At 66.6% G+C, this 25731-nt stretch carries 25 protein-coding genes; 8 read left to right on the top strand and 17 right to left on the bottom strand.

Features of this window, described 5'->3' with window-relative positions; translation table 11 throughout:
- Window positions 1-30 precede the first annotated feature (30 nt).
- Window positions 31-1242 (top strand): hypothetical protein, encoded by a 1212-nt coding sequence (locus tag ATSB10_RS02485; protein ID WP_157469011.1) that lies wholly within the window; start codon window positions 31-33, stop codon window positions 1240-1242.
- Between the two features lie 121 nt (window positions 1243-1363).
- On the opposite strand, the gene ATSB10_RS02480 is transcribed toward ATSB10_RS02485, so the two are convergent.
- From ATSB10_RS02480 to ATSB10_RS19190, 7 genes are all read right to left on the bottom strand, one after another.
- Complete coding sequence (locus ATSB10_RS02480) at window positions 1364-3661, bottom strand: Tle-like phospholipase domain-containing protein (RefSeq protein ID WP_063670284.1); 2298 nt, start codon at window positions 3659-3661, stop codon at window positions 1364-1366.
- A gap of 23 nt (window positions 3662-3684) precedes the next feature.
- Complete coding sequence (locus ATSB10_RS02475) at window positions 3685-4539, bottom strand: ankyrin repeat domain-containing protein (protein WP_083966306.1); 855 nt, start codon at window positions 4537-4539, stop codon at window positions 3685-3687.
- A 169-nt stretch (window positions 4540-4708) separates the two neighbouring features.
- Window positions 4709-5560, bottom strand: a complete 852-nt coding sequence (locus ATSB10_RS02470) for an ankyrin repeat domain-containing protein (RefSeq protein WP_236886475.1) — start codon at window positions 5558-5560, stop codon at window positions 4709-4711.
- A 206-nt stretch (window positions 5561-5766) separates the two neighbouring features.
- The gene (locus ATSB10_RS02465; protein WP_063670281.1) at window positions 5767-6234 is read right to left on the bottom strand and encodes a GNAT family N-acetyltransferase; all 468 of its coding nucleotides are present in this window, start codon (window positions 6232-6234) and stop codon (window positions 5767-5769) included.
- 69 nt (window positions 6235-6303) lie between these two features.
- The gene (locus ATSB10_RS02460) at window positions 6304-6519 is read right to left on the bottom strand and encodes a hypothetical protein (protein WP_157469009.1); all 216 of its coding nucleotides are present in this window, start codon (window positions 6517-6519) and stop codon (window positions 6304-6306) included.
- Between the two features lie 111 nt (window positions 6520-6630).
- Window positions 6631-7062, bottom strand: a complete 432-nt coding sequence (gene arr, locus ATSB10_RS02455) for an NAD(+)--rifampin ADP-ribosyltransferase (protein WP_063670280.1) — start codon at window positions 7060-7062, stop codon at window positions 6631-6633.
- Window positions 7063-7571: 509 nt separating this feature from the next.
- Window positions 7572-7952 carry a hypothetical protein gene (locus tag ATSB10_RS19190; protein WP_157469007.1) on the bottom strand — a complete coding sequence of 127 codons (381 nt, stop codon included), beginning with the start codon at window positions 7950-7952 and terminating at the stop codon, window positions 7572-7574.
- A 174-nt stretch (window positions 7953-8126) separates the two neighbouring features.
- Between ATSB10_RS19190 and ATSB10_RS19185 the strand changes: the two genes are divergently transcribed.
- Window positions 8127-8318 (top strand): hypothetical protein, encoded by a 192-nt coding sequence (locus ATSB10_RS19185; RefSeq protein WP_157469006.1) that lies wholly within the window; start codon window positions 8127-8129, stop codon window positions 8316-8318.
- A gap of 775 nt (window positions 8319-9093) precedes the next feature.
- Here ATSB10_RS19185 and ATSB10_RS19180 read toward each other — a convergent pair.
- Window positions 9094-9627: a hypothetical protein gene (locus ATSB10_RS19180; RefSeq protein WP_157469004.1), complete on the bottom strand. Its 534-nt coding sequence runs from the start codon at window positions 9625-9627 to the stop codon at window positions 9094-9096.
- A gap of 59 nt (window positions 9628-9686) precedes the next feature.
- Window positions 9687-9956 (bottom strand): hypothetical protein, encoded by a 270-nt coding sequence (locus ATSB10_RS02445; protein ID WP_063670278.1) that lies wholly within the window; start codon window positions 9954-9956, stop codon window positions 9687-9689.
- 521 nt (window positions 9957-10477) lie between these two features.
- On the opposite strand from ATSB10_RS02445, the gene ATSB10_RS02440 reads away from it, so the two are divergent.
- Window positions 10478-11548 carry an IS110 family RNA-guided transposase gene (locus ATSB10_RS02440; protein ID WP_063670277.1) on the top strand — a complete coding sequence of 357 codons (1071 nt, stop codon included), beginning with the start codon at window positions 10478-10480 and terminating at the stop codon, window positions 11546-11548.
- A gap of 349 nt (window positions 11549-11897) precedes the next feature.
- Here ATSB10_RS02440 and ATSB10_RS02435 read toward each other — a convergent pair whose 3' ends face one another.
- From ATSB10_RS02435 to nfi, 4 genes are all read right to left on the bottom strand, one after another.
- Complete coding sequence (locus tag ATSB10_RS02435) at window positions 11898-12221, bottom strand: hypothetical protein (protein WP_157469002.1); 324 nt, start codon at window positions 12219-12221, stop codon at window positions 11898-11900.
- Window positions 12222-12278: 57 nt separating this feature from the next.
- A complete protein-coding gene (locus tag ATSB10_RS02430) occupies window positions 12279-12560 on the bottom strand; it encodes a hypothetical protein (RefSeq protein WP_157469001.1) in 282 nt (93 codons plus the stop codon).
- A 273-nt stretch (window positions 12561-12833) separates the two neighbouring features.
- Complete coding sequence (locus ATSB10_RS02425; protein WP_063670274.1) at window positions 12834-14678, bottom strand: ABC transporter ATP-binding protein; 1845 nt, start codon at window positions 14676-14678, stop codon at window positions 12834-12836.
- 79 nt (window positions 14679-14757) lie between these two features.
- Entirely contained in the window at window positions 14758-15447 is a 690-nt protein-coding gene (gene nfi, locus ATSB10_RS02420) for a deoxyribonuclease V (protein WP_063670273.1), read from the bottom strand.
- 88 nt (window positions 15448-15535) lie between these two features.
- On the opposite strand from nfi, the gene ATSB10_RS02415 reads away from it, so the two are divergent.
- The 3 genes from ATSB10_RS02415 (at window position 15536) to ATSB10_RS02405 (ending at window position 19330) form a co-directional block, all read left to right on the top strand.
- The gene (locus ATSB10_RS02415; protein ID WP_063670272.1) at window positions 15536-17923 is read left to right on the top strand and encodes a DUF3772 domain-containing protein; all 2388 of its coding nucleotides are present in this window, start codon (window positions 15536-15538) and stop codon (window positions 17921-17923) included.
- Between the two features lie 80 nt (window positions 17924-18003).
- Window positions 18004-18819 carry a helix-turn-helix domain-containing protein gene (locus ATSB10_RS02410; RefSeq protein WP_063670271.1) on the top strand — a complete coding sequence of 272 codons (816 nt, stop codon included), beginning with the start codon at window positions 18004-18006 and terminating at the stop codon, window positions 18817-18819.
- 76 nt (window positions 18820-18895) lie between these two features.
- A complete protein-coding gene (locus ATSB10_RS02405; protein ID WP_063670270.1) occupies window positions 18896-19330 on the top strand; it encodes a VOC family protein in 435 nt (144 codons plus the stop codon).
- 52 nt (window positions 19331-19382) lie between these two features.
- Here the strand turns inward: ATSB10_RS02405 and ATSB10_RS02400 are convergent, their stop codons facing one another.
- The 3 genes from ATSB10_RS02400 to ATSB10_RS02390 form a co-directional block, all read right to left on the bottom strand.
- Window positions 19383-20237 carry a universal stress protein gene (locus tag ATSB10_RS02400; protein ID WP_063670269.1) on the bottom strand — a complete coding sequence of 285 codons (855 nt, stop codon included), beginning with the start codon at window positions 20235-20237 and terminating at the stop codon, window positions 19383-19385.
- Between the two features lie 9 nt (window positions 20238-20246).
- The gene (locus tag ATSB10_RS02395; RefSeq protein ID WP_063670268.1) at window positions 20247-21728 is read right to left on the bottom strand and encodes a SulP family inorganic anion transporter; all 1482 of its coding nucleotides are present in this window, start codon (window positions 21726-21728) and stop codon (window positions 20247-20249) included.
- A 457-nt stretch (window positions 21729-22185) separates the two neighbouring features.
- A complete protein-coding gene (locus ATSB10_RS02390) occupies window positions 22186-22866 on the bottom strand; it encodes an ArsR/SmtB family transcription factor (protein ID WP_063670267.1) in 681 nt (226 codons plus the stop codon).
- A 76-nt stretch (window positions 22867-22942) separates the two neighbouring features.
- Here ATSB10_RS02390 and ATSB10_RS02385 point away from each other — a divergent pair, with 76 nt between their 5' ends.
- Window positions 22943-23431 carry an OsmC family protein gene (locus ATSB10_RS02385; RefSeq protein ID WP_063670266.1) on the top strand — a complete coding sequence of 163 codons (489 nt, stop codon included), beginning with the start codon at window positions 22943-22945 and terminating at the stop codon, window positions 23429-23431.
- A complete protein-coding gene (locus ATSB10_RS02380) occupies window positions 23428-23841 on the top strand; it encodes a hypothetical protein (protein WP_236886474.1) in 414 nt (137 codons plus the stop codon). Before ATSB10_RS02385 ends, ATSB10_RS02380 begins: the two co-directional genes overlap by 4 nt.
- Before the next feature lie 230 nt (window positions 23842-24071).
- Here ATSB10_RS02380 and ATSB10_RS02375 read toward each other — a convergent pair whose 3' ends face one another.
- Window positions 24072-25694, bottom strand: a complete 1623-nt coding sequence (locus ATSB10_RS02375; protein WP_063670265.1) for an alpha/beta hydrolase — start codon at window positions 25692-25694, stop codon at window positions 24072-24074.
- Between the last annotated feature and the right edge of the window lie 37 nt (window positions 25695-25731).

Here is a 25731-nt window from a genome sequence, read left to right as displayed (position 1 = left end):
GCTTTCACCCCCATGCATCAGGAGAACGACATGAACACGCAATACGTGGTTCAACGCAAGAAACTCATCGTCGGCCTGGCCGGACTGACCCTGCTCGCCGCTCTCGCGGCACCACACGCGGCATGGTCGCCGATCGCCCCGGCCTCGGCGCAGGATTCCCACGGCAGCTCGCACACGTCGGGCTCGCACGGCAGCCAGGACAAAGGCTCCAAGGGCAAGGGCAAGGGCAAGAGCTCCGGCGGCGACACCGGCAGCTCGGGGACGCATGGAAACAGCGGCAGCAAGTCGGTCGAGTCCAAGGTGCTGCACGGCTCCAGTGGCACTTCCGCCGCCGAGGAAGAGAGCTCGGATCGGCGCGGACCGAAATACGGCGGCGGCCGGGCCAGTACCGGCAAGCCGGCGGGCGCCGGCACCAAGAAAGGTGATCTGCTCGGCGACCTGAACGTGATCCTGCGCGACGCCAACGGCTTGCCCATCCTGGACGAGTACGGCCACGTGCAGCCCCTCGACGCGGATGGCAATCCGATTCCGCTGACCCCGGAAGGCGACATCGTGGCGGGCTCGGAGAACCTGGTGGTACCGGTGGAGTTCAGCCGGCTCAGCGTCTCGCGCTCGCCGTCGAAGGTGATCGACAAGTCCTACGACGAGGCGATCGCGGCGCTGAATGCCGCCACCGCGATCACCACCGATGCCTCCGGCCGCCTCGTGACGACTGTCGACGGTGTCGCCAAGACGATCGACTCGCCGCTGGAAAACCTGGCCCTTTACCAGGCCCTGTTGAACAACGGCTACCTGCCGGGTTTCGTGCCCAAGGACGGCGTCTCGCTCGGAAACCTGTCGTTCCTGGTCAACAAGACCGTGACCAACAGCGACATGCTGCAGGCGGCCTCGTTCCTGGCTGCCGCATCCGACAAGGCCGGTTCGATCAACGACGACGTGGTCGTCTACACCGACTCGATCCTCGGCGTCACCGGTAGCACGCCCCTGGTGGGCGCCGACGGCAAGGACTATGTCGATTTCACCAAGGTGACCTACGACCGCAGTGCGACGTACACCGGTACGGTGACGTACCTCAAGAGCAACGGCGACGGCACCTACACCTCCGTGACCGCACCGATCATCGATGCGGTCTTCGGCGGCGAAACCTACTCGGGTACGCAGCTCGATGCCTTCACCCAGGCGGCAGACGACGCGCGGGCGGTCATCGAATACGTACACAACAACCCGGTGCCGGCCGAGTGACACCCCGCGGCGATCCCCGTGACGGGGATCGCCGCCTTTTCCGGGGCGGACCGCCCGGCCGCAAGATCTGGGGAATATGCAACCACCGGATGCCACGGGCGGGAACGCGGTCCCGCCCGCGCTACATGGCAGGCGAAGGCTGAGGGTGAACTACCGCCATCGTGGGTGTTGCCTGGGGCCGCCCGGGTGCCGACGCGGCCGGCAGCGCGAGCCAGGCGGCGCTGCTCTGCGCCAGCGGCGTGCGCACCGCCTCCAGCGTGTCGACCTGCGCCACCAGGCTCAGCACGCGCGGCGTACGCTCCTGCACGGCGAATGCCCGGGCGCCATCGTCACTCATCGCCACCGCATCCACGCGGCTGAGTCCGGCCGCATGCGAAGCCACCGCAAGCTGGCCCGACAGGTTGTCGCTGCGGGCGTCGGGCGTGCGGCCCATCGCCACGTCGATGTCGTGCACGTGACCCCGGATCTGCCGGAACATCGCATGCCCCGGATGCGACGGATCGTCGAGCCGCGGCGCGGCTGGCTGGGTCACCGCATGCTGACGCAGCAGCTGCCGCGCCTCCTGCTCCACGTTCTCGATGCGCTTGTCCATGCTGGGCAGGACGGTGGCGGACATCAGGTGTCGTTCGAATGCCTCATGCATCGCCTCGCTGCCCCCGAAGCGGGCCAGGATCGCCGAACCGAGCACGGTGGGCGCCGCAGCGGGCGCACCGCCCAGCGCGGCGCCGGCCAGCGGCGCGTGTCCGGTGACCTCGTCCACGGCGCGTCCGCCGAAGGCGATGCCCGATGCTGCCAGGTCCCCGGCCTGTATCGCTGTCCGTTGCTGGAGTGCTCCCAGCGCCGCCGCACCCTGCCCCGTGGCGGCCGCGGCCGCCCGGACCTGGCTGCGGATGGCATCGGCATCCGCGCGGCCGTCGCGCAGACTGGCTGCCGCCCCGGAGTGCGCCTGCGCAAGCGCGCGGTCGCCTGCGGTATCGATCCGGTCCGCCTGGTGGTCCATCCACTGCCTCGCCCCATCGGGCAGTATTCGCCCGATCCCGCGAAGCACGCCGGCGTCGATCTCGGCGCCGACATCGCGCGCGTGCCCGACCGCCTCGTCCAGGCCGGCCTGCACGTGGGAGGAGGCTTCGCGCCCCTGCGCCAGCACCTCGCCGGCGACTCGCTCCCCATCCTGCAGGAAGCCACCACCCCAGCGGGTCGCCTGGTTGGCCAACGCACCGGCCCGGTCGGCGGTGGCGCGCACGCCGCTGCTCAGCTGGTCCAGCCCCTGATGCACCCGGTGGCCGCCAGCGGCGATCAGCTCGCCGCCCTGCCGCCCCAGGTCGGCACCGCGCGCCGCCGCGTTGGCGGCCTCCAGCACCGGCCCGGCCAACAGGGTGAGTTCGGGCAGCGACAGCGCGTGGTTGCGGGCCACCAGCTGGCTGCTCGGATCGTTCGGATCCAGCCGGCGCATCGGTGCCAGCAGCGGCGGAACCTCACCGGCGGCCAACGGCAACTCGCGCAGCAGCTTGTCGGTATCGCCGGTGGCCACGGTGTCGACGAACGCGCGCACGGTCGCCTGCTCCGCCGTGGGGATGCCGTCCATCAGGCGGTTCTCCAGCAGGTTGCGGGCCTCGGGCACCTGCCGTAGCAACCGACAGGTGTCGCGCAGCACGCCACCGAGTTCGCTCCGCTGGTTGGCGTCCATGCCGTGGATGTTGTCCTGCACGCCGTTGCTGAGCAGCTCGCCCTGCACCTGGTAGGCGGTGATGCGGTGGCTCACGTCGTACACCGGCAAGCCGTTCTGCTCCGCGAATCGCAGGGCGGTTTGCAGATGCAGGCCGGCGGCGTTGAAGGTGGTCGCCGGCAGGCCGGTAACCGCCGAAGCCGCCGAGGCCATGCCGCCGGCGAGGCTGTGTCCGGTGAGTTCGAAGTCGAGGCCGCGATCTTGCAGGTAAGTCGCCATGCGCATTGCGCGATCGTAATAGTCGGTTTCCAGCCCCACCGACTGCGGGAAATTGTTGGCGACGAAATCCTCGGCCGTGGTGTCACGCAGGCCCGAAGGGGTCAACACCTCCCCGGACGATCCCTTGAATGCGAGTACCGGCTTGCAGCCCGGCCCCAGCACCGACGAATCCGGAAGATAGATCTCGGCGCGAAAGCCCGAACTCTCCGGCTGCAGTTGGTCGAGCAGCTCCTTGGTCGAAATACCCAGCGAGCTGGCATAGCGTGCGAGCAGCTCCGGATGTTCGGTGGCCCGCAACCAGCCGTGTGGCGGTTGCCCCTCATGCCTGGCCGAGGCGTAGGCGTCGGTCGCCAGATCCGCCATCTGGCGGTCGTGGTAGAGCTTCTGAAGCTTGGCCGCTCCCGCCTGGGCGGCAGGACTTCCGTCCCGTTGCAGTTGGCCGAGCAGTGCCTCGCGTTCGCTGGCATGGGACATGGATCACTCCTTGATCGCGTGTGTCAAAGCAGGGGAATGTCTTTTTCCTCGTAGGGAAAGCCGAGATTCTTGCGCATGTCGCGATAATCCTTCGGCATCGGCGGACGCTTGTAGCCGTGGGCGAGGAACCACTGCTGGCACTTGCGCTGCCAGGTCGGGTCGTCCGGATTGCCCGGGTGCCAGAAGACATCCTCGACGATCAGATTGCGCTTCGGCGCCGGCGGAGGCGGCTGCTTCAGCAGGTCGCCCACGGCCTCCGGATCCGCGCCATGTTGAAGCAGCCAATACGCCTGCCTGAATCCCCCCCGCGAGGTGTAGTCCAACAGGATCGACGTACCCCGACTGGTGTCGTTGACGTCCGCCCCGCGCTCCACCAGCAACTGCAGGTTCTGCCACTGGTTGTGCCAGATGAACGCCTGGAACAGCAGCGGCTCGTCGTTCGCGTTGCGCGTGTTCGGGTCGCCACCGTGGTCGAGCAGCAGCTTCAGGTAGACCGGGTCCTTCTCGGTGGCCGCGAGTACCATGGCGTTGTCGTAGTCGAAGTAGGTGCCGCCGCTGCCGTCGGCATAGTGCTTGGAGTGTTTTCCCGGCTTGCGTGCGTTCGGATCGGCGCCGTTGTCCAGCAGCGCCTTCAGGCCCGCCGGGTTGTGCGTGTAGATCGGCCACCCGATCAGCGGCATGCCGCTGTCGTCCACGCTGAAGTAACGGTCCGGATCGACGTGCTCGTCCTTCATCAGGTGCCGCACCTGCGCGGCATCGCCCTGCTCCGCGGCGAGCGCCAGCGCCTGTGCGCGCGGATCCCTGAAATACGTGCCCAACCCGTAGCGCGAGTGGCTCGCCGGCGTGTCCGGGCCACAGCCGGCAAGCAGCAGGCTCATCAGAAGCCCGGCAAGGGCAAACACGTTTCGCGACATACGCCGTCCCATGGCAGATTTCATGCAACCCCGGTGCTCGGGCGCTTCAGGCCGCCACATCGCACCCCGGCTACTACGGTCGAAAGCTCTCGTTCGCTGGCATCGGACATGGATCACTCCTTGATCGCGTGTGTCAAAGCAGGGGGATGTCTTTTTCCTCGTAGGGAAAGCCGAGGCTCTTGCGCATCTCCCGATACCACCTCGGCATCGGCGGACGGGAAAATCCGTGGTTGAGCAGCCACTGCTGACACTTGCGCTGCCAGGTCGGGTCGTCGGGATTACCCGGGTGCCAGAAAATCGCCTGGATGGTCGGATGGATCGGCGAGGCGGGTGGCGCGGGCTGCCGAACCGCATGATCAAGCGTCGGATCCGCACCATGTTCGAGCAGCCAGTACACCTGCTTGAAGCCACCGCGCGAAGCATAGTCCGATACCAGCGGTACCCCCTGCGCCAATGAATTGACGTCCGCCCCGCGCTCCACCAGCAGCTGCACGTTCTGCCACTGGTTGTGCCAGATGAACGCCTGGAACAGCAGCGGCTCGTCGTTGGCGTTGCGCGTGTTCGGATCGCCGCCGTGGTCGAGCAGCAGTTTCAGGTAGATCGGGTCCTTCTCGGTGGCCGCGATCACCATGGCGTTGTTGTAGTCGAAGTACGTGCCGCCGCTGCCGTCGGCATAGTGCTTGGAGTGCGTTCCCGGCTTGCGTGCGTTCGGATCGGCGCCGTTGTCCAGCAAAGCCTTCAAGCCCTCCGGGTTGTGCGTGTAGATCGGCCATCCGATCAGCGGCATGCCGCTGTTGTCGACGCTGAAGTAGCGATCCGGATCGATGTGCTCGTCCTTCATCAGGTGCCGCACCTGCGCGACGTCGCCCTGCTCCGCGGCGAGCGCCAGCGCCTGTGCGCGCGGATCCCTGAAGTACGTGCCCAACCCGTAGCGCGAGTGGCTCGCCGGCGTGTCCGGGCCACGGCCGGCAAGCAGCAGGCTCATCAGAAGCCCGGCAAGGGCAAACACGTTTCGCGACATACGCCGTCCCATGGCAGGTCAGAGCCGGATCCTAAGCGCGGCAAGCCCGCCGCGTACCGACGCGGCGCGCCGGAAGTGATCTTCGTCACACGATCCCTGGCCGCGAGGCTAGCAGAAGGGTTGATGGCGCCGCTGTCGGCGCAAGCCGCTCCCGCAGACCAAGCCGCGCTTCAGGCGATCTCGTGCGTATAGACGATGAAGCCCAGGTGGCGCGCCACCTTGTCGTACAGCGCCCGCCCGGCGGCATTGTCGATCTGCGTCTGCCAATAGACGCGTCGCGCGCTGGCGTCCCGCGCTCTTTGATAAACCGCCCCGATCAACTGCCGCCCGACCCCACGACCACGCAGGTCGGTGCGGGTAAACAGGTCCTGCAGGTAGCATACCGGTTCGATGCGGGTGGTGCTGCGATGAAACAGGTAATGCGCGATTCCGACGACCTCGCCGTCCAGCTCGGCCACCAGCGCAAACACCGGCTCGGCTGGATCCAGGAATCGATTCCAGGTGCACGCGGTGATCGCCTCCGGCAACGCCGTCTCGCCCTCCCGGCCATAGAACGCGTTGTAGCCGTCCCAGAGCAGGCGCCACGGCGCATGGTCGGACCGCGAGATGGGACGAATGAGCAGGGAATCGACAGTCATGGCAGACGCCTTCCGTAAGTCAGGGGAGGCACCGAGTAAGACAGTTGCGTCGCAGTCGGCAGGCCGGGCTCACTCCCGGTGCCCCGACAAGCGCATCGCCAGCACGTACCACGCGGTAACCGTCGGCACGACGTAGGGAAACACGCCGTAGAAGGTATCGCTTACCGAGTGCGAACGGGCATCCACCCATACGAAGATGTGCACGCAGAACGCCAGCACCAGCACGGTGATTACCCAGCCGGTGATCGACGTGGGGCGGTACATCCATCCCGAGGGTTTGAACATGACGGCTCTCGCATGGCGCGGGTCGCCACCGATGATAGGACGGCGAGCAACAGATGCGGTGCCAAGTGGCCAGCGTGCCATCGTGATCGGCCCGGGCCTCCCTCATCCGGATCAGTTGATGATCTCTCCCATGCCCGCCTGGACCCGCCTCCGGAGTTCCAGAATGAACTCCGGATCGTAGAGCTCCCAACTTTCCAGCTCGCCGACGATCCTCAGAGGCTGCGCGCTTCGATAGGACCGTGTCGGATTGCCCGGGAATTTCTTGTTGGTGACGTTCGGGTCGTCTTCGAACGCACCGGTTGGCGCTACAACGTAGACCCGCGGCCTTCCCGCTCCGAGCGCCAGCTCCGCGGCGAGACCAGCGCCCTTGGGCAAGCTGGTGAAGTAGACATGGTTCATCACGACGCTCTCGTCGTAGTTGGAAGTGAACCCTGCTTTCAACATGTCGCCAACGGAGAGGTCCGCCCTGGTGCCGTGATAGAACGGCCCTCGAACCTGACCGCAGTTCTCGACGGAAACGGGAATCCAGTCTTCTTCATGCATGACCCGGAGCGCCTCATGCTTCCTGCCCAATCGGCAGGGTGGCGATCCTAGGTCAACGCTCGCGTCTTCCTGCAAGCCCCATGGGCTGCTATACATTGAAAGTGGGAAGCGCAATGCGCGTTCGCCTCGTCCGCGACTCGCCCCAATCGCCGTCACTCTGAAGAGCGAGCCCGGGTTCGCTTCCATCGTGGATCAAGTGAATCTTGCCCGTTGCGGTGCCGCTCGGCCTTGGTGGCAGACGCGGAGATGCGTCACGAGGCCTGAATCGACGGGCCGGCGAATCCTGAAGAGGCGCTGCGCCGAGGGTGCGCCACGCGGCGACACCGGCACTGGGTTCACGCCTTACCGACCATGATCGCACCGCGGTCTTCGGCGCTCAGATGTCCATCGTGCTGGCCCATGCATCACCTTGTCGCGGGGTGGCGCACTTGATCTTAGAAACCGCCCAGGCTGACGCTGGAGTTAAGCGGCGGCGAAGCCGTCCGCCTTGAACTGAGATGTTAGGTGCGCTACTGGCGAACGATTGCATAGGTATAAATTTTGCCGTCCTTGTCGCGTAACACGAGCTTTGAGTCGGACACGCTGATTAGGGCATCTCCATCATCGGTGACATATCCGGTTTTGAGCCGTTTACCTTCAATCTTCCAAACGGTCAAAGGCCCCGCGCAGCAGCCATGATCGCAACTGTCGATTGCAAGATACTTCTCAGAAAATCGCAAATCTTGTGACTCACCTGGCTTCTTTGGTGAGATCAAAGATAGGTGCATACCAGCTAAGTGAACCTCGCTCCAAGAAAGGTCGGGGGTGGCTCGGTTGAGTGCCATTGAATGACAGCCAACCAGAACTGAGCCAACCATGGCTAATGCAAGTGTGCGCAACGTATGGGACACAAGAGCACCTAACGCTGGAATTGAGCGGCGGCGTAGCCGTCCGCCTTGAACAAGATGTTAGGCGCCAACTGTGCCGCCGCGTCTCCGCCTGTGCAACAGGATGGCAACGATGCCCAGCAAAGCTAGGGCAATACCGGCTAGGGGTAAATACAGAACCCACGCGAGACCCGATTCATGAGCTGGAACGGCAAGTCGGACCCAGCACCAGAACCCGAGCAGCAGAAGGTTAAGGGCGATGAGCGCGTGCAGCACGCCGAGCCGTTGACGCCTTGGCGAGATCGCGAACGCGGCGACAACAAGATGCGGAGCGGCCATGAAGAGGTAATTAGCCACGAAGTCGTGAAGCGCGGGCACTGCTGGGGCTGACGATAGCCCGACGAAGTAGAGCACGCCAGGGAAAGCGAGAAGGGTGGTGAGCCAGAACCAAAATCGGCGAGTTACTTCCATGGGCGCCTAACGCTGGAGTTGAGCGGCGCGCGTCAGCGCGTCCGCCTTGAAGGAGATGTTAGGCCGCGCGAGAGTAATAGCGGCGATCAACGTATTTCGTGACTACCCGGAACAACAACGCGCCGATGCCGCCGCCGATACCTGCGGAGATACTTGAGTGTCCAAAATACTCGCCGCCGAAGTAGCTCCCGAGCCCTGCGCACAGGCCGCAAACTAGCAAGCCTATCCACGTTTCCCAGTGTTGGTAGTGACGCATCTTTGCTTCCCTTCTAGAAACGTGCATAAGTGGTCTAACGCAGAGCTAAGCCGCGGCGAACCGCGTAGCGGTTGGCGTCGACTGAGCGCCGGGTTAGACACCCCGGACGTGTGCACGACTGAAGAATCCGTGCCGATACGCGATGACAACCAGGCAGATGCCGATGAGAAGTGGGCATACCGCTCCAATGAGTTGACCCGTAAGCTCGCCGGCGCCATAAGCAGTGGCCGGCAAAGCTGGTGCCGTAGCCAAGACGCCAATCATGTCCTTGATGCCCCGCACCGACAAGAGCAACGCGCCGAAAAGAACAACATATAGCTCCGCAAAATTACGTAGCTTTTGTGATCTCATGATCTGATTTTCTCCGACCTCTCAAAGGTGACTAACGCTGGAGTTAAGCGGCGGCGAAGCCGTCCGCCTTGAAAGATTTGTTAGCGCTCAGGCCTGAACCTTTACGAGTTCAGAGCTTGTGAGCGCAGTGTCACTTGCCTCGCCATGATAGAACCCCGCGGAGTCCTTGCGGTAATTTTTGCGGATGTAGCGTACGCAGCTCTTATAGAAATTTTCTAGTGCTCTGTAGCTCTCTTGGTGCTGCGCATAGGCGCCAGTCAAACTCTGACCAAGGCTGACGAAGCTGGATGGGGAGACAAGTCCCATGTAGAGACGACCACGATGGATGTTGTTCGCATCGGTGAAAGAAACCAGATACTCGATGCCCGGACCATGGACAACAAATTTCTCAGTGGGTGCATGCCACGTCACCCAAGCGGGATCTTGAAAATGACTCTCAGGAAATAGGTCGGACTTAAAAATCTTGAGCTTTCGGGAGCCGTTGAGGTCGTCAGAGTGCGTTTTAACAAGCGGAATATTTTGTGTAGACCATCTGTCTGGTGCGAGGTAAGCGCCACGAGAGAAGAGGTAGTCATGAAAGGCTCGTCGATCCTCGTCCGCCATGTAGAAGTTGATCTGCATGCTTTTGACCGCTAACGCTGGAGTTAAGCGGCGGCGGAGCCGTCCGCTTGGATGACGGGTTAGGCCTGCACGCCAAACACAGCAGGGCCTGCGAAGAGAACGACAAACGCAACAATGAGCGCGACGCCGACGGCATAGAATAGGCGCGTCCCACGAGGTAGCGCAGCTAGGACAAGCATTGCGGCCACCCCGGCATATGCATCTATGGCAATGGAGCGGTCGGCCTGATCCCACGGGCGGAATGCGACCAGGTACACGGCGGCACAGACGACGACAAGAAAGCGTTGGCGCGCGCTGAGGCTCCAGAGTTTTTTGGTCAGTAACGCCATATGTTCCTTGCGGGCCTAACGCTGAAGTTAAGCGGCGCGCGTCAGCGCGTCCGCCTTGGACGAGTTGTTAGGCACCAGCACAGCTTCCCTCGACGCCTGCCAGATAGACCTTGCTGCCGGATGGAATTTGGCCTGTGGAAATCGTGGGCGGCAGGCCGATTGGAACGGAAGGAGTAGACGGTCGCGGTCTTTGACCATAGTTGACCATCTCCACGCACGCTAGCTGGGTGTCGAGGCGATCTCCGGCTGGTGTGACGATAAGAAGCGGAGAGCCTATCCGTATGGTGGGCAAGTCAGAGTTGCCAGGAATGCCAGGCACAAGAACCGGCCCTGGACGGCCGGAAAGTTGAAAGGCGTGCTCAACTGTGAACAGGAAGATCTCTGACATGGTGCCTAACGCTAGAGATAAGCGGCGGCGGAGCCGTCCGCCTTGAACGAGTAAAAAAGAGACTTCCTCCCCTTTCGGCCTCGAGGGCCATGATGGTGTTGCGACACAACCGTCAGCAGAGGAGGAAGTCTCCATGGGCACTATAACCCTGGGTGTGGACCTGGCGAAGCGGGTGTTCTCGGTGTGCGAGATGGATGCCGTCGGACACGTGCTGCGGCGGCAGGAGGTGAAGCGCGACGCCTTTGCCGCGTGGCTCGGCCAGCAGCCGGCCGGCACCGTGGTGGCGATGGAGGCGTGCAGCGGAGCGCATCATTGGGCCCGGCACTGCCTGGTGCTGGGCTTGCAGCCGAGGATCATCGCCGCCCAGTTCGTTGGCCCGTTCCGCAAGAGCCGCACCACCAAGAACGACCGCAACGACGCCGAGGCGATCGCCACCGCCGCCCGGCAGGGCAACATGCGCTTCGTGCCGGTGAAGTCGGTGGAGCAGCAGGCTCGGCTGGCATGGCACCGGGTGCGCGAGGGCTACAAGGCCGAGGGCCTGGCCATCGGCAACCGGCTGCGTGGCCTGCTGGCCGAGTTCGGCATCGTGGTGGCCAACAGCGACGTGGCGTTACGCCGGGTGCTGGCCGACCTGGAGGCCTACGAACTGCCCGGCGAGCTCCGCGAGCTGCTGCGCGACCTGGCCGCCCACTGGGCGCAGGTGCGCGAGCGCATCGAGGCATGCGATGCCCGTATCGACGCCCACGCGCGAGACGATACGCGCTGCATGCGGCTGCGCTCGATCGTCGGCATTGGGCCGATCACCGCCGACGCGGTGGTGGCGACGCTGGGCGCCGCGACCGACTTCCGCAACGGTCGGCAGCTGGCCGCCTGGCTGGGTCTGGTGCCGATGCAGCACTCCACGGGCGGGCGAGCGCGTCTGGGCACGATCAGCTGCCGTGGCGATGCCTATCTGCGCACGCTGCTGATCCAGGGCGCGCGCAGCAGCCTGCAGCGGGCCAAGGCGGTGGCGACGGAGCAGGCCACGCCGGAGCAACTGTGGATACGCACGCTGGATCGCCGATTGCCGTTCGGCAAAGTGCTGGTGGCGATCGCCAACAAGCATGCGCGGCAGGCGTGGGCGATGCTCGCCTGGGACGTCGACTACGACCCGCACGCCTGCCTGCAGCATCCGAGGCATCAGCGAACCATCGTCACCGTTTGAGAGATTCGTTTCACCGTCCGTGCGACGCGGTAGACAACGGGTCAGACCGACCCGGCGAGAACCTGACTAACTATTTGGACGTCCATCCCGCGTCGCGGCCGATCCCCGCACGCCGGTCAGTCCGATGAATGAATGAGGTCGCCGGGTGCGGTTTATACCCTGGTCCGGGTCGGCAGCATCGACCCCACAAGACCGTTTACGGAAATGCAGTCTGGCATCCGTTGAAGCCGCATCGCATCGACACGCAATACGCACCATCGGAGGACAACATGATGATTGGCAGTGGCCCGAACGCCTGGGGCAAAAGCGTCATGCACCCGGGGTTGATCGGAAGTCTCTTACGGAATTGTTAGGCGCCATGCTCACGACCCTCAAAGAACTTGTGCATTGCGCCAAGGAAACTCCTAGCCTCATCCCCACTAGTGAAAGTATGCGAATGCGCCTCCGAGTTCCACAGGGCGAGGATTGCGCTATCGCTCTGTTGCAGCAACTCCGCGAGCTGCGCTGCTAGTAGGGAACGCGTTGCATGGTCATGCCCGGCAAAGATATCTGCCCAGATCTCTTCGTCCGAGGCAAAGTCCAAGTAGGCATCTTGGTGGTACCAGGAGCCAATCGCGTTCTTGAGAATGGAGAGGTCCATATGCAGTTTTGAACGAGCGGGATTCTTTCCCATGGCGCCTAACGCTGGAGTTAAGCGGCGCGCGGTACGCGCGTCCGCTTGGACGACTGGTTAGGCTTCTTGCTCGCCAAACCAAAGGATTTCGATCTTATCTAGCTGGTGGACAGGCATGCCAGAGCATTCCTGGACTTCTTCGGCGTTGATGACTGCGCGCGGAAACCCCGGCTGCTCTGCTTGACCAATCTCGACAAAGTCTTGCTTGGCAATATGAACTGCCTTTGCGAAAGCAGCATTGGGATCTGCGGCAGAGACGAAGCCGCTCAGCTCAAAACGCATGGCAGAACCATTGCGATGGAATCCCTCGCCTCGCGCTAGAACTTGCCAGATATTCATTAATCCTTCCTGGAGAAGCCTAACGCTTAGTAGACCCCATATCTGGGGTGTTGCACCGAGTATGCCTGAGGCTCCAGACCACCAACAAGCGACAAATTCCTACATTTCATCAAGCGGTTACGTGACTGCGTCGGCGACGTTTGGATCGCATGCTGCCGGTGTTACACGACGGATGTGAGGGTGTATGAGTTACACCGGCGGAAGTGCCGTCGTAACAAGTGTTAAGAGCGAGCGACGCTTTCCGGCGGGAAAGCCGGACGAATCGCCATCTCTTCACCCCATCACATCCTCCACCGCCACGAACCCGCCCGTCTGACGCGCCCACAACCGCGCATACAGGCCTTCGTGCGCGATCAGCTCGGCATGCGTGCCGGTCTCGACGATGTGCCCCTTGTCCATCACCACCAGCCGGTCCATCCGCGCGATGGTGGACAGGCGGTGGGCGATGGCGATGACGGTCTTGTTCTGCATGAGCAGGTCGAGGCTGTCCTGGATGGCCGCTTCGGCTTCCGAATCGAGCGCGCTGGTGGCTTCGTCCAGCACCAGGATCGGTGCGTCCTTCAGCAATACGCGGGCAATGGCGATGCGCTGGCGCTGGCCGCCGGAGAGTTTCACGCCACGCTCGCCGACGTGGGCGTCGAAGCCGGTGCGGTCCTGGCCGTCCAGCAGGGTCGGGATGAACTCGTCGGCGCGCGCCTTGCGCACGGCCTCGGCGATCTGCGCCTCGCTGGCGTCGGGGCGGCCGTAAAGCAGGTTGTCGCGGATCGAGCGATGCAGCAGCGAGGTGTCCTGGGTGACCACGCCGATCTGCGAACGCAGGCTCTCCTGCGTGACGTGCGCGATGTCCTGGCCGTCGATCAGGATGCGACCCTGCTCGAGGTCGTACAGGCGCAGCAACACGTTGACCAGGGTGGACTTGCCGGCGCCGGAGGGGCCGACCAGGCCGATCTTCTCGCCCGGTCGCACGGTGAGATCCAGCCCGGCGATCACCCCGCCCTGCTTGCCGTAGTGGAAGTGGATGCGCTCGAAGCGCACGCTGCCCTCGCGCACCACCAGCGGCACCGCGTCCGGCGCGTCCTGCACGGTGCGCGGCTGGGCGATGGTGGTGAGGCCGTCCTGCACCGTACCGATGTTCTCGAAGATGCCGTTGACCACCCACATGATCCAGCCGGACATGTTGTTGATGCGGATCACCAGGCCGGTGGCCAGCGCGATGGCGCCGACGGTCACCCGCCCCTGGCTCCACAGCCACAGCGCCAGCCCCGAGGTGCCGGTGATCAGCAGGCCGTTGAGCGAGGTGATGGTGATGTCCATCGCGGTGGTCATGCGCGTCATGCGGCGGGTCTTGCCGATCTGCTCACTCAGCGCGTCGGCCACGTAGTCCTCCTCGCGGCGGGTGTGCGAGAACAGCTTGAGCGTGAGCACGTTGCTGTAGCCGTCGACGATGCGCCCCATCAGCTTCGAGCGCGCCTCGGACGACTCCCACGAGCGCTGCTTGGTGCGCGGGATGAAGTACGCCAGCGTGGCCACGTAGGCCACGATCCACGCCACCAGCGGCGCCGCCAGCCAGGCATCGGCCTGGGCGAACAGGAAGATCGCGCTGCCGGTGTAGACCACCACGTACCAGATCGCATCGACGATCTGCACCGCCGACTCCCGCAGGCTGGCGCCGGTCTGCATGATGCGGTTGGCAATGCGCCCGGCGAAATCGTTCTGGAAGAAGCCCAGGCTCTGCCGGATCACGTAGCGGTGGTTCTGCCAGCGGATGCGCCCGGTCAGGCCCGGGATCACCGCCTGGTTCACCAGCAGGTCGTGCAGCCCGGAGAGCACCGGCCGCAGCACCAGCGCCACCAGCCCCATCCACAGCAGGGTACGGCCGTGCACGTGGAAGAACTGCGCTGCAGGCGTGGCATTGACCATGTCCACGATGCGCCCGATGAAGCCGAACAGCGCCACCTCGATCAGCGCGAAGCCCAGCCCCACCAGCAGGGTGACGAGGAAGATCGGCCACACCTGGCGCAGGTAGAACGCGTAGAAGCGCCCCACCGTGGCCGGAGGCATGGCGTCGACCGGTTCCCTGAAAGGGTCGATCAGGTTTTCGAACCAGCGGAAGAGCATGGGGAGGATCCGTGGGAACCAGCCGAAGGTGGCGGCAGGGCGATCACCATGCGGTCGTTGCCGGCCGAGCGCAAGACAATCAGCGCGGCCGATCCCGCCGCGAGGCCAGCCGGTCGGCCAGACGCGTGGGCTCGGGCAGCTTGTAGCCGCGGCCGCTTGCCAGCACGCATTGCACCGCTGTGGCGTGGCTTACCCGGTGACCCGGCGAGACGATCAACGGCTGGATGCCGTCCTTGCTGCGCAGCGCGGTGCCGATGAGATGCCCGCGGTGCATCACGGCCGCCCGGTCGCCGCGACGCGGACCAACCGGCCCGTGGCTGCCGACCAGAATCTTCTTCGCCACGCCAATGGTCGGCAGATCGGTCATCACACCCAGGTGAGCGGCGATTCCGAGGCCGCGTGGATGGGCCACGCCGTGGCCGTCGACGAAGACCAGGTCCGGCACGTCGGGCAACTGCGCCAGCGCCGCGAGCACGGCCGGCAGCTCCCGGAACGAGAGCAGGCCGGGGATGTAGGGCATCCGCGTGGGCAGGCGGGCCACGACCTCGGCCAGCGGCTGCATGGAATCGGCGTCGAGCAGCACGGCGACAGCGCGGGTGATCGCGCCGCCCTCCTCGAAACCCACGTCCACGCCGGCGAGGCGCCGCCATGGAGGAAAGTCATCTCGCAGAAGGACTCGCGTGGCCAGCTCCGCCTGCAGTCGACGGGCACGGGGCACGTCGCCGTCCCAGGCGAGCAATTCGGGCGGCACGTCGAATCGGGCATCCATCGCGCCAGCCTGAACGCCCGCCGCCGAAGATGCCAGCCCGGCCGGGGATTCCATTGACCCCTCGCGGGGCGCCTCCGATCATTTCGGGATGCCCAAGCTCCTGCGCCTGCTGCTGACCCTCCTGCTCCTGCTCGGCAGCGCCGCCGCCCCAGCGCGCCAGGCCGACGCCCCGGCCACGCCGCCCACGCCCGACCAGGCGCTGGCGCAGATGCGCAGCCAGCTCGACGGCATCAAGAAGGCGCTGGACAGCCAGCCCGATACGGCCGCCCTCACCGACCTGCGCAACCAGGCGCTTGCCGTGCAGGATCAGGCCAGCCAGGTTGCGACCGGGCTGGCGCCGCAGGTGCAGGCCGCGCAGGCGCAACTGGCCGTGCTTGGCCCGGCGCCGGACAAGAACACCACCGAGACACCGGAGGTGCGCAGCCAGCGCCGCAAGCTGGAGAAGGCGGCGGCCGATGTCGATGCGCAGATGAAGCAGGCGCAGTTGATGGGCCAGGAGGCCGAGCAACTGGCCACCCAGCTCTCGGACCTGCGCCGCAACGCATTCCAGACCCGGCTGGCCGAACGCACGGCCACGCCGTTCAGCCGCGCGTTCTGGTCCGATCCGCTGCGCAGCCTGCCCGCGGACCTGCATCGGCTGCGCAACCTCGGCAATGACCTGCGCGACGCCATCGCCACGGCATGGCAACCGCCGAACCGCACGCCGTTCCTCGCCTGCCTGCTGGCGGCGGCCCTGCTGCTGGGCGTCGGGCGCTGGCTGCTCGAGCGCGGCCTGCTGCGCTTCACGCAGAACCGCGTGCCGGCGGGCCACCTGCGCCGCAGTGCACTGGCCCTGGCGATCGCCCTGCTCACGGCGCTCAACACCGGCTTGGCAGCGGAACTGGCCCTGCAGTCGCTGGACTGGAACGGCCTGCTCGACGGCGACCTGCATGCGCTGGGGCTGCAGATGGTGCGGCTGGTCCTGCTCAGTGCCTACATCGCCGGACTCGGCCGCGCCCTGCTCTCCGCCACGCGGCCGAGCTGGCGGATGCCGGGACTCTCCGACGCCGAGGCCTGCGCGCTGCGACCGCTGCCATGGCGGCTGGCCATGGCCGTTGCCCTGCTCGGCGCGATGGAACTGGTGAACCACGCGATCAGCGCCAGCCTGCCGGCCACCGTGGCCACCCGCGGATTGATCGCCCTGGTGATCAGCGGCCTGCTGCTCTCCCTGCTGATGCGCCAGGCACGCGCGCGCCGCGGCGAACTGGCCAACGGCGAAACCCCGCCGGGCCGCCCGCTGTGGGTGGGGATCGGACTGGGCGTGCTGATGGTCGCCGCCGCCCTGGGCGTGCTGGGCGTGGCCACCGGCTACATCGCGCTGGCGTTCTTCATCGCGGTGAACACGGTATGGATCGGCGTGGTGGTGGCTTCGCTGTACCTGGCTTCGCACGTGCTGAACGACCTGTGGGAACTGCTGCTGTCGCCCCGCGGAAGCAACGGCCAGCGCCTGCAGGACGCGTTCGAGGTCACGCCGGAGCGGCTGGAGCAGGCCCGCACGCTGCTGGCCGGCATCACCCGCGCGTTTGCCGTGCTGCTGGCGATCGGGGCCGTGGTGTCGCGCCTGGGCGCCAGCCCGGAGGACCTCGGCGCCAGCGTCGGCACGCTGCTGGGCGGCTTCAATTTCGGCGAGCTGAAGCTGGCGCCGGCCGACCTGCTCAAGGCACTCGCCGTGCTGGTGGTCGGCCTGTTCGTGGTACGCGTGATCAAGCGCTGGCTGGATCGCGAACTGCTGCCCAACACCCGGCTCGATCCGGGCATGCGCAGCTCGATGGTGACCCTGCTCGGCTACGTCGGCGGCGTGCTGGTGGTGGTGATGGCGCTGGCCACGCTGAAGGTGAGCCTGCAGAACATCGCCTGGATCGCCAGCGCGCTGTCGGTCGGTATCGGCTTCGGCCTGCAGGCGATCGTGTCGAACTTCATCTCCGGCCTGATCCTGCTGGCCGAGCGCCCAGTGAAGGTGGGCGACTGGATCAGCATCAACGACGTGGAAGGCGACATCCGCCGGATCAACGTACGCGCCACCGAGATCCAGCTGTGGGACCGCTCCACGGTGATCGTGCCGAACTCGCAGCTGATCACCCAGAACGTGCGCAACGTGACCCTGGCCAACGCGCTGGGCCGGGTCAGCTTCACCCTGCCGATGCCACTGGACACCGACGCCGCGCGCGTGCGCGACCTGATCCTGACGGTGCTTGCTGCCCACCCCGGCACGCTGGACGACCCGGCGCCGTTCGTGCGGCTGGACAGCGTCACCACCACCCACATCGTGTTTGGCGCCTACGCCTACACCCGCAGTCCGCGCGACGCCTCGATGGTGAAGAGCGAGATCCTGTTCACCCTGCTGAGCCGCCTGCGCGAGGAAAGCCTGCGCCTGATCCGCCCGCAGGACATGGTGGTGCACCGCTCGCCGCGTCCGCCCGCGCCCGGCGAGAACTGACCGGGCGCGGGCCCGGCGGGACTCGACAGCCGGATCCCGACGCGCGAGGCTGGAACTCCATTCCTCGACGGAGGCGATCCATGGGACTCACGCAGCGCCGTCCGGCCGCCCCGCTGGATGCCCTGGTCGAGAAGATCTGGGACTGGGACATGCCGGCCGCCGGGCACCACCTCGAGCGGGTGCTGCCGCAACCGGGCGCGCAGCTGATCATCAACCTGCGCGAGGACGAGACGCGGGTCTATACCGACGAACCGCAGCGCCGCTGCCTGCGCGCATCCGGCAGCGTGCTGGGCGGCCCGCGGGTGACCAGCCAGATCATCGACACCGCCGAGCAGGTGCGCGTGATGGGGGTGGTGTTCCGACCCGGCGGCGCGCATGCGCTCACGGCCGAAGACCAGCAGGCCCTGCTGGCACGGGACATCGATCTGGAGGATCTGTTCGGCGCGCACGCGCGTCGGCTGCGCCAGCAGTTGCTGGAAGCGCCCAGTCCTGAGGCCCGCCTGCGGCTCCTCGAGCAATGGCTGCGTGCCCACCGGCGCGGACCGGCGATCGATCCGGCGGTGGCGCATGCCGCCGCGACGCTGGATCGCGCGCCGCAGTGGGCGCGCATCGCCGGCGTGGTGGAGCAGACCGGCCTGTCCGACGACCGCCTGCGGACCCGCTTCCGGCGCCAGATCGGCATCGGCCTGAAGCGCTACGCGCGGCTGCAGCGCTTTCGCGCAGTGGTGGCACAGGTGCATCGGGCCGGCACCGTGGACTGGTGCCGGGTGGCTGCCGACGGCGGCTTCACCGACCAGGCGCACCTGGTGCGCGAGTTCCGTGCCTTTGCCGGGCTCACTCCCGGCACGTTCCTGGCGCAGCGCGGCCCGCACCTGAATCACCTGGTGATCGATTAGTCGCGCGGAAAATCGCCAAGACGGCACCGCGCCTGCCGGGCCAGACTGCTCCCGTCCGCTACCAAGGAGACCCGCCATGCCATCGATCCAGGGCAGCACCATCATTCCCTGCCTGCGCTACCGCGACGCGCCCGCCGCCATCGACTGGCTGTGCCGCGCGTTCGGCTTCCAGCGCCACGCCGTCTACCCGGACGAGGCCGGCGGCATCGCGCACGCCCAGCTCAACTACGGCCCGGGCATGATCATGCTTGGCAGCGTGCGCGACGACGGCTTCGGACAACACCTGCTGCACCCGGACCAGACCCAGGGGCGCGAAACCCAGTGCGCCTGCGTGATCGTGGAGGACTGCCGCGCCCACTACGCCCAGGCCACGGCCGCCGGCGCGCAGATCGTGGACGACTACGAAGAGAAGGACTACGGCGGCGCCGGCTACAGTTGCCGCGACCTCGAAGGCCACCTGTGGTGGTTCGGCAGCTACGACCCGTGGAAGGACCAGGGCCCCGGCCAGTAGGGCAGACTCCGGCGCATGTCCTCGCCGGCCCTTCCGCCTGGGCAGGGCTCCCTCAGCGCACCAGCAGCGCCGGCACCAGGCAGCGGCGGATCAGCGCGGTGGTGGTACTGCCCAGCAGCAACTCACGGATGCGCGAGTGGCCGTAGGCGCCGAGCACCAGCAGGTCGATGCCGTGCCGCTCCACGTAACCGCCGATCACCTCCTCGGCGTTGCCGGGGATGATCTCGGTGCGGTGGGTGATCTCCAGCGCATCCAGCAGCGTGTGGGCCCAGTCCATGTGCACGGTCGCGGCGCGATCTTCGGTCGCCGCCATCACCACGTGGCACTCCAGGCCGGCGAACAGCGGGTTGCGGGCAACCAGATCCACTGCCTTGCGCGAGCTCGGGCTGCCGTCGAACGCCAGCAGCACCTTGTCGATGGGCTGGAACGCGCGCGAGGCCACCAGCACCGGCCGCGTCGAGGCGCGCAGCACGCGCTCCAGCGTGCCGCCCAGGTGCAGCCGGGCGAAATCGGCCGCCTCACCGCGCTTGCCCAGTACCAGCAGGTCGTGGGCAGCCTGCTCGTCCTCGAGCAAGTCGACCAGGTTGCCGTGGCGCAGGCAGTCGCGCACCTCGGCGATCCCGCGCTGCTGCAGATCGGCCTTGGCCGCGTCCAGCAGCTGGTGACCGCGCGCCATGGCGAGCCGGCTGCGTTGCTCGTCCAGCCCGGCCAGTTCGTTCAGCAGTGCCTGGTCGGTGTCCATGCCGATGCTGCCGCTGAGGTCCGTCGTCGCCGGTCGCTCGGGATGCCGGTCGATGGCGTGCAGCAGTTCGACGCCCGCGTGCAGCCGCTGGGCGGCCCAGGCCGCGTGGTCCACCACGCTGCGGGTATAGGTCGAGTCGTCGATGCAGACCAGCAGATTCTTCATGTGCAGCTCCTAGTGACCCGTCAGCGCGTCGACAGCTTCCGGCTTGTCGTGCACCGCCAGTCGATCGACCAGCGTGGCGCTGGCCTGGTTCATGCCGTGGACGTCGACCGTGGTGCCTTCGCGGCGGAACTTCAGCACCACCTTGTCCAGCGCACCCACGGCGGTGAGATCCCAGAAATGCGCACGACTGACGTCGATGCGCACCACGTCCAGCGCCTCGCGGAAATCGAAGGCGGCGACGAACGACTCGGCCGAGGCGAAGAACACCTGGCCGGTGACGCGGTATTCGCGCATGCGGCCGTCGGCGTTCAGTGCCGAGCCGACATGCATCACCTGCCCCACCTTGCGCGCGAAGAACACCGCACTGAGCAGCACGCCGACCAGCACGCCGATGGCCAGGTTGTGCGTCGCCACCACCACGATCACGGTGGCGATCATCACCACGCTGGACGACTTGGGGTGTTCGCGCAGGTGGCGGAACGAACTCCATTTGAAGGTACCAATGGAGACCATGATCATCACCGCGACCAGCGCCGCCATCGGGATGCAGCTGACCCAGTCGCGCGCGAACACCACCATCGCCAGCAGCAGCACGCCGGCGCAGAAGGTGGACAGCCGTCCGCGACCGCCGGATTTCACGTTGATCACGGTCTGGCCGATCATGCCGCAGCCGGCCATGCCGCCGAACAGGCCGGCCACGATGTTGCCCAGGCCCTGCCCCACGCACTCGCGGTTGCGGTCGCCGGTGGTGTCGGTGAACTCGTCGACGATCGCCGCCGTCATCAGCGACTCGAGCAGGCCGACCACCGTCATCGGAATCGCATACGGCAGCACGATCGCCAGCGTGTGCAGGTTCAGCGGCACGTCCGGCCACAGGAACTGCGGCAGGCTGGCCGGCAGCGCGCCCATGTCGCCGACCGTGCGCACGTGGGTGCCGGTGAGCAGGGTGAACGCGGTGATCAGCACGATCGCCACCAGCGGCGACGGCACGGCCTTGGTGATGCGCGGAAAGCCGTAGATGATCGCCAGCCCAACCGCGACCAGTACGTAGACCATCCACGGCACGCCGATCAGCTGCGGCAACTGGGCCATGAAGATCAGGATCGCCAGCGCGTTGACGAAGCCGGTCACCACCGAGCGCGAGACGAAGCGCATCAGCGAACCGAGCTTGAACAGGCCCACCACGACCTGCAGCACGCCGGTGACGATGGTGGTGAGGAACAGGTACTGCAGCCCGTGGTCCTTGACCAGGGTGACCATCAGCAGCGCCATCGCACCGGTCGCCGCGGAAATCATCGCCGGCCGGCCGCCGGTGATCGCCACCGTCATCGCAATGCACGAGGCGGCATACAGGCCGACCTTCGGATCGACACCGGCGATGATGGAGAAGGCGATCGCCTCGGGAATCAGGGCCAGCGCGACGACGGTGCCGGCCAGCACGTCGTTGCGCACGTTGGAGAGCCAGTCCTGGCGGAGGGTGCGTAGATTCATGGCAATAGGACATTCAGGAGCAGAGGCACCCTGCTCGCGTCATGGGGCGCGAGGAAGAGCACACAGGAATTCCAGCCGCGCGTTCCACGACCGATCGACTGCAGGGGACTGGCTTGGCTGCGCCACAGGGTCACAGACGCGGCTTCGCCGGCTCGGGCGAAGAGGGTGCAAGCAGGCAAATGCAGCCGCCTAGGATACAACAAAGCCTGATGGCGCCGGCCGCGATCTGCCGGCCAAGCACCCGCAGGCAACCGCGATGCGAGACGCACCCCCGCCTCTTGGTGGCAAACGCCTGCACCGGGATGAGTCGAAACGTCCCCGGGGACCTGGCGCGATGCGGGCGGCGGCGTGCTTCTGCTGCCCGGTCATCGATATGGCTGACTCCATTCCAGGAGGCCAGCTGTGGCGCTTCGGCAGCTACGTCCCCCTGGCCCGGAACTGGCGACTGATCCGGCGCTCAGGCGGGAACGGCCAGCCGCTCGAGCAGACGCTCCCATCCCGCGGTCACCGTGAGTGCGCGACCCTGCGCCTGCCGGCGCAGGATGCCGCGTTCGAGCAGCCGCGCCAGCACCGCCGCGCCGAGCGCACCGGCCAGGTGCGGACGGCGCTCGCTCCAGTCCAGGCAGCTGCGGCACAGCGGACGACGCTGGCCGCGCAGCGCGGCGACGTCCACGCCCAGCGCGATGCACCACGCTTCGCCGTCGGGCGTCAGCATCGGCGCGTCGTCGATCGTCGCCAGGCAACCGCTGCGATGCAGCCGCTCGAACAACTGCGTGCCGCAGTTGCCGGCCAGGTGGTCATAGCAGACGCGTGCGCGACGCAAGGCCGCATCCGCGGGACCGACCGTCACCGTCGCGACCCGCTGCGAGGTCTGCGTCATCAACCGCTCCAGCAACGATGCCGCGTCGGCATCCCGCAGGCGGAAGTAGCGGTGCCGTCCCTGCCGCACCACGTCCAGCCAGCCCGCCTCGACCAGCCGGCCGAGATGGCTGCTGGCGGTGGACGCGGCGACCTCGCCGGCGGTCGCCAGCTCGGTGGCGGTGAGCGCGCGGCCATCCATCAGCGCGAGCAGCATCGCGGCGCGACTGCGGTCGGCGAGCACGGCGGCGAAGGCGGCGAGGTCGGGTGGGTGCGACATGGTTCGATGGTGGTCGAAGCGACGGGTGCGAACAAGCAGGATGATCGCCGGACGCCTCCCACCAGGAACCGCCACCATGCCATCGCGCACCCATCGCTATCACGCCGAGCTCGACTGGGAGGGCAACACGGGACAAGGCACCGCCGGCTATGCCGTCTACGGCCGCGCGTTCCGCGCGCGCATCGCCGGCAAGCCCGACCTGTGCGGCTCGGCCGATGCCGTGTTCCTCGGCGATGCCGGCAGGCACAACCCGGAAGACCTGCTGCTGGTCGCGCTGTCTGCCTGCCACATGCTGACCTACCTGGCGCTGTGCGCGCGCGCCGGCATCCGCGTGCTCGACTATCGCGACCGGCCGGATGCGGTGCTGGCTTTCGACGCTACGGGCATCGGCGCGTTCCGCGAGGCGACGCTGCGGCCGCAGGTAACGATCGACGCGGGCGGCCGGCTCGCACAGGCGCAACGTCTGCACGAGGAGGCGCATGGTGCCTGCTTCATCGCACGCTCCTGCGCCTTCCCGGTAGGCCAGCTTGCCGACGTGCGCGAAGCTGCCGGAGCCGACGCATGAATGCGTCGACGCTGCGCGACGTGTCGCTGCTGCTGCCGAACGTCCCCGGCGCGCTCGCCGCGATGGGCGATGCCCTCGGCCAGGCCGGCGTGAATGTGGAAGGTGGCGGCGCGTGGGTGGTGGCAGGCCGTGGCGTCGCGCATTTCCTGGTCGACGATGGCGAGGCGGCGCGGCGCGCGCTGGAAGGCGCCGGCATCGTGGTGGAGTCCGTGCGCGAGGTGCTGGTGCAAAGGCTGCGACAGGACCAGCCCGGCCAGCTCGGCGCGTTCTGCCGCTGCATGGCCGAGGCTGGCGTGAACATCGAGGTGCAGTACAGCGATCACGATCACCGGCTGGTACTGGTGGTCGACGACATCGCACGCGGGCGTGCCGTCAGCGAGGCGTGGCGGCGCAGTGGGCTCGGTGGCTGAGCGGCCCTACCCGACCCCCGATGTCCCGCATCCCGGTGGAAACCGGGGAGGGCTTTTCAGCAGCCGCAGGACTGGTCATCCAGCGGTTTTCCACCCCGAAAACCGCAGGCACGGGATCGCGGCTTTCGCTGGGCTCCCGTGATGTCCCGCCCCAAGAGTCGGGGATGCCGGATCCCGGCTTGCGCCGGGACGACGGCTGGGGAAGTCCCCCCAAGACAGTGAGCGAGCCCTCAAGGTGCCGGCGGCTTCAGCGTCGAGTGCGGACGGGCGACGGCGTACATCTCCCAGGTGATCTGTTTCATCAGGCCCTGGCGGTCGTCGCCGATGCGGTAGAGGTCGAAGTGGGTACGGTCCGGGATGAAGTGGAACGAGGACTTCGCGCCCAGCCCGTCGAGTACCGCCTTGAGCTTGTGCGCGGCGCCGTCGAGGTAGAACGTGTCGGCGGTGCCCACGTAGAGGTGGATCTTGCCGTCGAGGTCCCTCTTCAGCTGAGGCCAGTGGGTCTTCAGGCGATGGGCGATGTCGTAGTGGTCGTGCCAGTAGGCGACTACCGCCGGATCGACGTCGCCGGTGTCGCGGTCGAACATCGGCATCGGCCGGCCGTCCTTGCCGCGCGGCGAGAACACCCAGTCGAACGAGGCCATCTGCCCACCGTAGGGGCCGATCACGCGCTCCATCTGGGCGAACTGCTGGAAGGTCGCGATCACCTTGCCGTGGTCGCGCACCAGCGGGTACGGCGTGCCGTCGGCGCGGTGATAGACGTTGGCGTGCGGTGCGTACAGGTCGATGCCGGTGAAGTCGTGGAAATCGCTCGGATCGGGCGAAGTCGACCAGGTACCGCCGAACACCTTCGGGTAGCGCGTCTGCAGCCACAGCGTGGCCCAGCCGCCGGAGGAGTGCCCGTTGAGGAAGCGCCCGCTGGCCCTGCCGTCCATGCGGTACTGCTTCTCCAGCGACGGGATCAGCTCGGTGGTAAGCGCCTCACCCCACGGACCGTTGTTCACCGAGTCGGCGAATTCGTGCGTGCCGGTGGGCGAGGACTCGTCCAGCAGCACCCAGATCATCGGCGGCATGGCCTTCTCGGCCATCTGGCCGTACATCGTCAGGCCGGTCATCGCCTCGCTGCGATAGCCGCCGGTGTAGCCGTGGGTGTGGTAGACCACCGGGTAGGTGGTCTTGCCCGAGGCGTCATAGCCCGGCGGCAGCAGCACCCAGCCCTTCATGTGGATCGGCCGGCCCCAGAACGCGCTGAGCACCGGACTGACGAAGTCGATCGGCTTCAGATGGGCCTTCGCCTCGACCAGATGCTGCCTGGTGGTCGGACTGAGCGCGCGCTCGGGGATGTCCCACAGATCATGCCCGGGCACCACTTGGTCCAGCACCAGTCGCGGCATGACGGCGGGCAGGTGGACTTCCACCACCGGGCTGACCAGGTCGCCGGCATCGCGGCCGGAGTAGTTGTAGTCGTGGTTCGTATCCAGCACCGCCTGCAGCAGGTAGTCGCCCGGCGGCAGCTGCGAGAACGCCTTGGGGAAGGCCACGGCATCGGCATCGAACGTGACGCCCTGCCCCGGCACCAGGTGGGTCACCTCGCGCGCGGCGATCGCGGTCTGGGTTGGATCGAGCATGTTGCTGTCCACTTCCTCCACCTTGCCGTCCTTGGCCTGGGCGCGGGCGGTGGCCGCGTCGACTGCGAACAGCAGCAGGCGCCCGGACACCGGCTTCGCCGAGGCCGCCCCCAGCTCGACGCGGAACAGCGACGGTGCGACCGGTGCGCTGTCGCGCGCCGGGACGGAGGCAGCGATCGCCAGCCCACACAGGCCGGCGACCAGGAACGATGCATAGCGACGCATGCGGGTATCCCCTTTCGATGGGGGCGCTGCCCCGGTG

Source organism: Dyella thiooxydans, from assembly GCF_001641285.1.
In the GTDB taxonomy this organism is placed as follows: Bacteria; Pseudomonadota; Gammaproteobacteria; order Xanthomonadales; family Rhodanobacteraceae; genus Dyella_A; species Dyella_A thiooxydans.
Note: the sequence above shows the minus strand (reverse complement) of the source record. Positions and strands in the feature narration are given on the sequence as shown.